Raw genomic sequence first — 9,994 nt, forward strand, 5'->3', positions numbered from 1 at the left:
CCACGCTCGGGAACGCGGTCAGTTCATCGACTTCGCTCGAACACGCCGCGCCGTGCGTCCGCGCCACTTCGGCACTTGCGGTATTGTAATGCGCGGTCGAGGAAGAGCGCTCCCGCACCTCCGTGACACGGTTGACGCCACAGGGCTGTCGCCTCGGAGCTCGCGAGAGCTACCGAGTCGCCAACAGGCGATGGCGGAGGCTTCCTCACGCCGACAGTTCATGTAGGGAACGGTCGCCCCGCGCACGCGCAGCCGAGCTGCCTTGATTCGACAGGCTGAGCAGCGCTGGGCCGGCGAGGGGCCGAAAACCGTTGTCTCGAGCCCGCGCCGCGGCGGCTCGCGTCGCGACCGACGCGCTTCCATTCTGGGACGCAGCGTCCTATCGTGATTGGCTGAAGCTTCTCGGAGATCCCTTCCATGACCATGAACAGCAAGCTGGCTTTTGCGCGGTGGACCAGCGGGTGCCTCATTGCGGTGCTCGGGGTTGGATGTGCCCAGATCTTCGGCTTCGATAAGTTGTACGAGGTCGCGCAGGGCAACACCGGAGGCGGGGGCGCTGGCGGCGAAGGCGGCGAAGGCGGGAACACGGGAGGCGGGGGCGCCGGCGGCGAGGGCGGTACGACCAGCAGCACCAGCGGCACGAGCGCGGGAGGCGGGGGCGCTGGCGGCGAAGGCGGCGCCGGCGGGGACGCGGGAGGTGGCGGAGAGGGGGCAGGATGCCCGGAGCCGCCGATGGGCGACCCCACCCTGGAACTGTCGATGATCGACGACATGGAAGATGACAACGACACCATCATCAAAGTGGTGGATGAAACGAACCCCCGGCAAGGGGCCTGGTACGTGGGGAACGATGGCGAGGGTACGCAAACGCCCGACGTGGGTGAGCCGTTCACTATGAGCATCCTCGAGCCGCCGCGCGGCGACAGCACGTTGGCAGTGCACGTCGAGGGCGATGACCTGTTTTCGAAGTGGGGTGCCCTGTTCGGCTTCCAATTGAACAGCGCTTCGGCGTCCAATCAGGGCCTCTACGACGCCTCCGGGTACAGCGGCATCACCTTCTTTGCCTATGCGGATGGCCCCGCCTCGACGAAGGTGACCGTTGACGTCGCCGACGTGCAGACCTGGAGCAAGGGCGGCATCTGCACCACCGAAGGGGGCGGGTGCGACGACCATTTCACCAGGGTCGTCACGCTGAAGAATTGCTGGACTCAGTTCAAGGTGCCCTTCTCCGCCCTCGCGCAGTCCAGCTGGGGCCAGCAGTTCGAGGCGATCGACCTGACGAAGATCTGGGCCATCCAGTTTCGCTTCTCGGCGAGCCGTGCATTCAGCGTGTGGATCGACGACGTGGCGTTCTACAAGGAGCCGGCGCCGGAGACGGAGCCCGAAGCGACGACCCCGTGAGCGCCGGAGCCGCCCGCGGGCTCGCGACGAGGGTCGAGCCCGCTCAGCGTCGAGACGCAGGTGCCGACGAGGTGCAGCCCGAGCACGGCGCCGATCCCCTCGCCCACCCCTAGGGCCAGGTCGAAGAGCGGATCGAGACCGAGCTCGGTGAGCGCGAGGGCCGCCGCCGGCTCGGCCGAGCGGTGCGCGGCGAGGAGCCATGGGCGGAGCGCCGGGGCCATCCTGACGGCGCAGAGGGCCGCGGCGCACGCCGTCAGCCCGTCGACGACGACGCCCATGCGCAGCCGCGCGGCCTCGAGCGCGAAGCCGGCCATCGCGGCGATCTCCAGCCCGCCGACCTTCGCCAGCACATCGAGAGGGTCGGTGGGATCGGGCACGTGAAGCGCGAGCGCGTCGGCGACGACGCTGGCCTCGCGCGCGACGCCCTCCGCGTCGAGGCCGGCGCCCGGTCCCGCGAGGCTCGCCGGCGGCGCGCCCGTGAGGGCGCACAGGACGGCTGTCGCCGCGGTCGTGTTGCCGACGCCGATGTCGCCGGCGCCCGCTAGCGTGACGCCCTCCGCAGCGAGCGCGCGGGCGGTCTCGGCCCCCGCCTCCATCGCGCATGTCGCCTCGTCGCGCGTCATCGCCGGCTCGCGCCGCAGGTTGCCGGTGCCACGCCGCACCCCCCGCGGCGCCAGCGGGACGACAGGCGCGCAGGGCAGCGCCGAGAGATCGCCCGCCAGGCCGACGTCGACCGCGACGAGCCGCACGCCGTGGCGCGCCGCCAGCGCCGAGACCGCCGCGCCCCCGGCCATCACGTTCGCGAGCCTCGCCGTCGTCGCCGACGAGGGGTGAGCGCTCACGCCCTCCGCGACGACGCCGTGGTCCGCGCAGAACACGGCCAGCCCCGGCGCCGGCGGCGAGCGCGGGAGCTCGCCACGCACGCCGGCCCACCACGCCGCGAGCTGCCCGAGCCGCCCCAGGCTGCCCGCCGGCAGGCCGAGCGTAGCCTGGTGCGCACGGGAGGCCTCCATGGCGGCGGCGTCGAGCGGTGGGATCGCCGTCGTGCGGAGCGATGAGCGCGGCGGCTCGCTCGAGCGGCCCGCCGCGGGCGTGCTGGCGCCGTCGCGGTCTTGCCAGATGCCATGTTCGTGGACGACCTCATCGACCGCGCGCCGCTCTCGCCAGCCGCTCTCTTCCAGCATCGGTCGCCGCCGGAACGCGACGGGGTGGCCGAGGCAGAGATACGCAATCGGCTCCACGCCCGCCGGGAGGCGCAGCTCGGCGCGGAGGACGGCGGGCTCCACGATGCTGACCCAGCCGACGCCGACGCCCTCGGCGCGCGCGGCGAGCCAGAGGTTCTGCACCGCGCAGCACGCGCTCGCGCGCACCGCCTGGGGCTGGACGATGGTGCCCAGGATCGCCTCTCCGCGCGGCCTCAGATCGACAGCGACGCACACGTTGAGCGACGCATCGAGGATCCCCTCGAGGCGATAGGAGAGGTACTGCTCGCGCCGGCCCTCCGGAAAACGGGCAGCCTCCGCCTGACGGCAGCGAAGGAAGCTCTCGCGGATCCGCGCGCGCTGCGCCTCGTCACGCACCACGACGAAGCCCCAGGGCTGGGAGAATCCCACGCTGGGCGCCAGGTGGGCGGCCTCGAGGATGCGCCGCAGGACAGCCCGGTCGAGCGCGCGCCCCGGCTCGAAATGCCGCACATCCCGCCGCAGGGCGATGACGTCATAGACCGCCTGCCGCGCTCCCTCGTCGAAGGCGGCGACGGCCTCCGGGACCAGGTACGACGGTTCGTGTGTGGCGTTCACGGCGGTCAGCTACCACAGTTGCCAGGCGATGGGCAGCCGGCGGCCGTGCGCTGCAGAGGGCCCCCTCGCGCGTCTTCCTTCGAGCCGGCGAGCCGCGCCGATGGGGCTCTTGGCGAGCGGGGACCGCCGTGCTCGGCCTCCGCGCCGATCGCGCCCACCACGAGGGGCCACCCCGGTTGGACGCGTCTACCCTGCCCTCGACAGGGAAAACCCCTCGTAGCCCTGAGCCGCGACCGCCTCGCACCGCTTTCTGTAGGCGCCGACGCCCCCGGCATAGGGCATGAGGACGCGCGGCTTGCCAGGGATGTTCGCCCCGACGTACCAGGAGCTGGCCAGCGGATACAGCGTGCCGCCGGCCACCTCGTTGGCGTGCGCGACCCACCCCTCCTCCGCCTCGGCGGTGGCCTCGATGCACGCGAAGCCTCGCTCTCGCAGGTACGCGATGCAGTCCGCGATCCATTCCACGTGCTGCTCGATGGAGACGATCGCATTGCTGAACACGGACGGGCTCCCGGGCCCGGTGATCGTGAACAGGTTCGGGAAGCCGGCGATGGCGACGCCGAGGTACGTGCGCGGGCCGTCGGCCCACCTCGCCGCGAGCGGCTCGCCGCCCCTCCCGCGGAGCTCGATCCTGGTCAAGGCGCCCGTCATGGCATCGAAGCCCGTGGCGAACACGAGGCTGTCGAGCGTGTACTCCGCGCTCCGCGTCCGGAGCCCCGTCTTCGTGATCTCCTCGATGGGTGACGCCTTGACGTCGACCAGCGTGACGTTCTCCCGGTTGAAGGTCTCGTAATAGCCTGTGTCGACGCAGAGCCGCCGGGTCCCCAGCGGATACCCCCTCGGCGACAGCGCCTCGGCGACGGCAGGGTCGCTGACCGTCGCGCGGATCCGGGATCGGACGAACTCGGCGGCGGTCTCGTTGGCTTCCCGGGACCGCATCACGTCCGAGAACGTGGCGAGGAAGCCGGTGCCGCCCTGCTCCCAGCGAGCCTGATACGCGCGCTCCCGCTCCTCGGGCGGCACCTCCAGCGCGGAGCGCGGGTCGACGTCCATGATGACCCCGGCGCGCGTCTCGCGGGCCCTCTGCCGGTGCTCCGCGTAGTTCGCCTTCATCCACGATTCGTGGGCCGCCTCCAGGGGCGCGTTGCGCGCTGGCACGCTGAAGCACGGGGTCCGCTGGAAGACGAAGAGGCGCGCCGCCTGCTCGGCGATGGCGGGGATGACCTGGACGCCGGACGAGCCCGTGCCGAGGACGCCGACGCGCTTGCCGGTGAAGTCGACGCCGCCGTGCGGCCAGTGGCTTGTATGGTATCGCTCGCCACGGAATGCCTCGATCCCCTCGATGTCGGGCACCTTCGCGGCGGACAGGCAGCCTGTCGCCATGATCAAGAACCCGGCGGACACGCTGGCGCCGTCGTCGGTCCGGATCACCCACCGATCCGTCGCCTCGTCGAAGGTGGCCGCGGTCACCCGCGTCCGGAGCCGGATGTGCGCGCGGAGCTCGAACCTGTCCGCGACGTGCTCGAGATAACGCAGGATCTCCGGTTGCGTGGCGTATCGCTCGGTCCACGTCCATTCCTGCTGGAGCTCGGGAGAGAACGAATAGGAGTAGTCCATGCTCGCGATGTCGCAGCGCGCGCCGGGGTAGCGGTTCCAGTACCAGGTGCCGCCCACCCCGCCGCCCGCCTCGTAGACGCGGACCGAGAGGCCGAGCCGGCGCAGGCGGTAGAGCATGTACAGACCCGCGAACCCGGCGCCGACGACGACGGCATCGACGCGGCCCAGAGGCGCGGGGCTGTCTCCTGAACGATTCGGCTGCACGTCAGACATGATGTTCGCCTCCCTCTCCGGACATGGGTGCGCGGGAGGCCGATCGAGGCCCCGCGCGATCGCTTCAGAGTCGCGCGCCGCCCTGCGCCGGCGCCGGGCGTGGGGCGCGGTGGACGCGAAGGGCGAGCGCCATCAAGCTCAGGACCAGCACCACCCCGAGGTGCACGAGGCCGCCCCACCCCAGCGCCGACAGGAGCGCACCGGACGCGAGCGACGCCGCGCCGCTGGCGGCGAACACGCACAGATCATTGACGCCCTGCGCCCGGAAACGCTCGGGGCCGGGCCGGCTGCGCGCGACGAGGGTCGTCGCGGTCACGAACACATAACACCACCCGACCCCGACCAGCGAGAGCCCGACCAGGTGCCCTTCGAACCCTGGAGCCAGGCTGATCACGAACCCCGCCAGCAGGAAAAGCAGCCCGAGCCCCTGGAGCGCCGCGATCGACATCCGCTTCAGGAGGGCGCCGACCGAGAGCGAAGGCAGGTACATGCTCAGGAGGTGCACCTCGATCACCCAGCCCGCCTGCCGGATCGAGCGCTGCTCGACGCCGCACATCTGCAGCGGCGTCGGCACCATGATGAGGCTCATCACGAGGAATGCGCCGGCGCCCATCGCCACCATGGGCCAGTACAGCGCGCGAGCCCCCGCGTCGTGCGCGCCGGGGGACTCCGCGACCCGCGCTTCCTGCGGCCGGTACGACACGAACGCGAGCGCCGCGACGACCTGGAGCGCCGAGAGGACGAGCAGGGCAGAGGGCAGCTCGCTCGACGTCCGTCCTTCCAGCAGGCCGAAGAGCGAGATGCCAGGGACGATGCCGAGCGCGCTGGCGAGCTGGATCATCGTCAAGAGGCGCGGCGCCCGGTGGCTCGCCTGCCCTTCGAGGATCGCGAAACGATATTGCTGCACGAAGGCGCCATGCAGGCCGACGCCGGAGACCGCCGCGCAGAACAGCGGGAGATCGGAGCGGTCCACCGCGCGCGCCGCGAGCGCGAGGCAGCCGGCGGACAGGAGCGCCGCGGCGATGAAGCAGGGCTTGCGCCCGAAGCGGCGCATCAGCTGGCTGGCCGGCCAGGTGCCCAGGGCCGAGGACAGCACGAGCACGGCCACCGGGACCGTCGCGAGCCGCATGTCCCGCGCGAGCCGCTCACCCACCACGCTGCCGACGAACTGGACCGACACCACGGAAGCGATCCCCAGGACCTGGCAAAGCAGCAGGACCAGCGTGTTGACGGACGTGGCGGGCGCGGGCGCGGGCACGGGCGCAGTGACGACAGCCTGACGGCTCAACGGTCGCGCTCCACGCCTGGCAGGGCGGCCCCGTTCCCCGCGTCGAGCGCGGCGATCGCCTCGAGAGAGAGGCCCAGGCGCTCGTGGAGGAAGCGCACCATCGTCCAGTGAGGCAGCGCGCCCTCGTCGAAGGGGCCGAACTCGTCGCGGTAGAGCGGCAGCCAGCGCAGCGCCTCCTCGATCGCCTGCTCCCGGCTGACCTGCCCCTCCTGATAGTCCTCGTAGGGCAGGCTGCGGTGATGAATGAAGAAGCGCCCCGGGAGGCGCTCCTCGCACAGCTCGCTGTACTCCCGCGTCTGCAAGATCAGGTAATGCCAGACCTCGTCGATCGCCTGCTCCACCGGCAGGAACAGCCCGGCCAGCGGCTCCGGATAGCGCGATATCAGGTAGAGGTACCGCAGGCATTCGAGCACCTGACGCTCGACATAGGCGGGCTCCTCGCCGGTGGTCCGCACGAAATGGCGCACCACGCCGGAGAAGAACGCGCCGTCGAGCCGCGCCTTCAGCGCGGCGGCCGTCACCCTGGGTCGTTCCGTCGTCACGAGCCACCTCGCTCCGCGGCATCGCCGCCCTGCACCAGCCATGCGTACTTCCCGGACTTGCCGATCGCGAGTTGGGCGCGGTGCTCGAGGACGCAGTCGAGGCCGGCGCCCTCCCAGATCCGCTCTCGCAGCGCGCGCGCCGCGGCCGGGCCGACGGGCGCGTCGTCGAAGGTGGTATAGAGCAATCGGCCCCGCCGCCGCCCCTCCGTGTGGAGCTGATAGACGAAGACGGACGGCGCGGAGACGGCGATCCAGTCATCGAGATCGGCCTGCGAGATCGGGCCCCGCTTCTCGGCCCAGAGGAGCTCCCGCTCGCGCCCGCAGAACCGGCGGATCCGCAGCGGATCGGGGGAGCCGTCGACCGTCTCGGCGCAGTCGCCCGAGCGATAGCGGATGAGCGGCATGCAGGGGTTGCGCACGCTCGAGACGATGAGGCTGTAGATCGCGCTGCCCTCCTCGACAGGGATCAGCTCCAGGTGCATCTGGTCCAGGTAAGGCCAGTAGCGGCCGTGACGATCGCTGTAATACAGATATCCGAGCTCGGTGCTGCCGAACAGGTCGACGATCGGGCACTCGACGTGCTCCGCCAGGAACCGCCGCACGTTCCTCGGCGTGAGCTCGTAGGCGTGAACGATGCTGGCCGGCCTCGGAAAGCGCTCCCACGCTCCGATGTCCATGGCCTTCTTCACCAGGTGAGCGAGGTGGTAGCCATCGCAGTCGAGGTGGTAAAGGCCTCGCGGATGCGCGTCTCGGACGGCGCTCATCTCGCCGAGCATGCGCTCGACGTCGCCGCGATCCCAGAGCGCCGGGTCGAGCCGCAGGTTGATATAGAGCGTCCGCTCGTCGAGCCGGCGATCCTCGAGGCTGGGGAGCGCCGGCGCCTCGGCGCCGCGCCGCCTCGCGGCGAGCCGCGCCACGTGCTCGGTCGCCAGCACCGTGGTGATCGAGACGCGCTGGCAGCCCTCATGCCACGTGACCGCGATGTCGGGGTGCTCGCTCCACAGGCGGTAGTACGACTTCAGAAGGAAGAAAGGCGGGCGGATGATCTGCATCCGCGCGTGGTTGGTCCCGGTCGAGAGCACGAGCTCCGCCTCGCCGACCTTCAGCGCCTCGGCGAGCCTCGGGGTCATCCAGTTGTCCGGAAAGCCTCTTGCGATCTCCGGCTTGTCCAGGATCGGGAAAGAGCCCTCCTCGATCGACTGTCGGTAGATAGGGATGTCCCTGACCTGATCGATCATCGCCGCGAGCGTCGGTCCGTGGGCGTCCATCGGTCGACTCCAGGAAAGAGGTTGAACAGCCATCGAGAAGCGCGGCCCCCATCGGTCCGGGCGCGCGCGAGCGAGGCAGAAGACCACGGCAAGATGAACATGGTCCTGCCGCCTCGCTCGCGGCCCCGGCGGCTCCGTCAGCTGATGCAGCCGGCCTTCTTCGAGATACAGCCGGCCTTCTTCGAGATGCAGCCCGCCTTCTTCGAGATGCAGCCCGCCTTCCGCGAGATGCAGCCCGCCTTCTTCGAGATACAGCCCTCCTTCCGCGAGATGCAGCCGGCGTCGAGGGTCGGCGCGCCGGACGTGTTGGCCGCGATCCACTGCTTCCAGAGACGATCCTGGGCGATCTTCCGAATCAGGTGTTCCATTCGAACCTCCGATGATGTGATGGTGGACGATGCAACCACGGCGCACACGTCCGCGACCCGCGCGGGGCAGCGGTCGTGTGCTCGACGGTCCGGCAGACACGATTTGTGGGCAGCCCGACCGTCTGGCTGACTATACGGTTCAACCCAAAGGGGTCAAGGCAGGCAATCCATGGGTGGATCGCGCCGCCCGGCCATCCGCCGAGTCGGCCGCTCCAGGACCGATGGAACTATCTCGGCGCGCACGCGCGAGCCTGCGATTCGATCGCTGCAATTCGCATTGAAATCGATCCTGTCGCGACGATACCCAGATGAGGGCGTGGCAAATTGTCCCGCGCACCCCGACGATCGCCGTTCTCCGGTTCCACGGGGGGATCCGGCGCGATACGCTCCTTGCTCCCCCTTTCGAAAGCGAGCGAGAGAATGACCCGAGAGCTCCGTTCCCTCATCACAGGATCCAGCAGCGGCTTCGGCCGCGCGACCGCCGTCACCCTCGCCCGCGCGGGACACCGCGTCTTCGCCGGGATGCGCGCGATCGCGTCGAAGAACGCGGGGCCGGCGTCCGAGCTCGCGGAGCTCGCCGCGCGCGAGGGGCTCGCGCTCCGCGTGATCGAGCTCGACGTGACGAGCGACGCCTCGGTCGACGCGGGCGTGACGCGCGCGCTCGACGAGGCCGGCGGCGTCGACGTGGTGATCAACAACGCGGGCGTCCTGTCGCAGGGGCCGATCGAGGCGTTCACCGTGGCGCAGGCCGAGGCGATGTTCCAGGTGAACTACCTCGGCGCCGTGCGCGTCAACCGCGCCGTGCTGCCCGCGATGCGGCGGCAGAAGAGCGGCCTCCTCGTCCACGTGAGCAGCGCCGTCGGGCGGGTCGCGACGCCGCTCTTCGGCCATTACAGCGCGAGCAAGTTCGCGCTGGAGGCGATGGCCGAGTGCGCAAGTTACGAGCTCGCGCCGCTCGGGATCGACGTCGCCATCGTCGAGCCGGGCGCGTTCCCGACGACCGGCGTGATGACCAACGCGATGCAGGCCGACGAGGCCCGAGCGGCGGAGTATGGCGCCCTGTTCGCGCTCGCCGCGGAGCTGTGGAAGCCGGTGATCGAGACGATGAAGCGCCAGGGTCCGCCGGACCCGCAGCAGGTCGCGGACGCGATCCTGAAGCTCACGGAGCTGCCGGCCGGGGAGCGGCCGCTGCGCACCGTGCTCGACCCGCTGGGCAACGGCGCCGCGGAGGAGATCAACCGAAGGACCGAGGACGTGCAGCGGGCGTACATCGAGTGGATGGGCCTCGGCGGCGTGCTCAGGCGAGCCGGCGGATAGCGCGCAGCAGCGGGGATCCGCGGGGCGCGGAGATCTCCGCGCCCTCTTGGGACACAAACCATCTCCGGGCTCCCGTCACAGGGCGAATGTCAAGACCGAACCGGGCTGCCAGCCTGGCTCGCGCGCCTGTGCACCCGCAGCTGAAATGAAACACCGTGTCCATCCGTCGCTGCGTCGCGCA

Annotated in this window: 8 protein-coding genes; 2 read left to right on the top strand and 6 right to left on the bottom strand. The window is 70.7% G+C overall.

Annotated features, from left to right (window positions below; all coding sequences use genetic code 11):
• Positions 1-417 precede the first annotated feature (417 nt).
• Positions 418-1,401, top strand: coding sequence for a hypothetical protein (locus WMF46_RS26610; RefSeq protein WP_437979770.1), 984 nt, complete (start codon positions 418-420; stop codon positions 1,399-1,401).
• Here the strand turns inward: WMF46_RS26610 and cobT are convergent.
• The 6 genes from cobT to WMF46_RS26640 all read right to left on the bottom strand — a co-directional run bounded on the left by cobT (position 1,353) and on the right by WMF46_RS26640 (position 8,496).
• On the bottom strand, positions 1,353-3,200 hold the full coding sequence (cobT, locus tag WMF46_RS26615; protein WP_437979771.1) for a nicotinate-nucleotide--dimethylbenzimidazole phosphoribosyltransferase: 1,848 nt from the start codon (positions 3,198-3,200) through the stop codon (positions 1,353-1,355). The two genes, WMF46_RS26610 and cobT, sit on opposite strands and share 49 nt — an antisense overlap.
• A 186-nt stretch (positions 3,201-3,386) precedes the next feature.
• Positions 3,387-5,030 (bottom strand): flavin-containing monooxygenase, encoded by a 1,644-nt coding sequence (locus tag WMF46_RS26620; RefSeq protein ID WP_437979772.1) that lies wholly within the window; start codon positions 5,028-5,030, stop codon positions 3,387-3,389.
• A 64-nt stretch (positions 5,031-5,094) separates the two neighbouring features.
• A complete protein-coding gene (locus WMF46_RS26625) occupies positions 5,095-6,318 on the bottom strand; it encodes an MFS transporter (protein WP_437979773.1) in 1,224 nt (407 codons plus the stop codon).
• A complete protein-coding gene (locus tag WMF46_RS26630; protein ID WP_437979774.1) occupies positions 6,315-6,860 on the bottom strand; it encodes a glycine-rich domain-containing protein in 546 nt (181 codons plus the stop codon). Before WMF46_RS26630 ends, WMF46_RS26625 begins: the two co-directional genes overlap by 4 nt.
• Positions 6,857-8,128, bottom strand: coding sequence for a hypothetical protein (locus tag WMF46_RS26635; RefSeq protein ID WP_437979775.1), 1,272 nt, complete (start codon positions 8,126-8,128; stop codon positions 6,857-6,859). Before WMF46_RS26635 ends, WMF46_RS26630 begins: the two co-directional genes overlap by 4 nt.
• Before the next feature lie 137 nt (positions 8,129-8,265).
• Entirely contained in the window at positions 8,266-8,496 is a 231-nt protein-coding gene (locus WMF46_RS26640; protein ID WP_437979776.1) for a hypothetical protein, read from the bottom strand.
• A 420-nt stretch (positions 8,497-8,916) separates the two neighbouring features.
• On the opposite strand from WMF46_RS26640, the gene WMF46_RS26645 reads away from it, so the two are divergent.
• On the top strand, positions 8,917-9,813 hold the full coding sequence (locus WMF46_RS26645; RefSeq protein ID WP_437979777.1) for an SDR family oxidoreductase: 897 nt from the start codon (positions 8,917-8,919) through the stop codon (positions 9,811-9,813).
• The last annotated feature ends 181 nt before the right edge of the window (positions 9,814-9,994 follow it).

The sequence above is a fragment of the Sorangium sp. So ce117 genome, from assembly GCF_051524395.1.
In the GTDB taxonomy this organism is placed as follows: domain Bacteria; phylum Myxococcota_A; class Polyangia; order Polyangiales; family Polyangiaceae; genus Sorangium; species Sorangium cellulosum_B.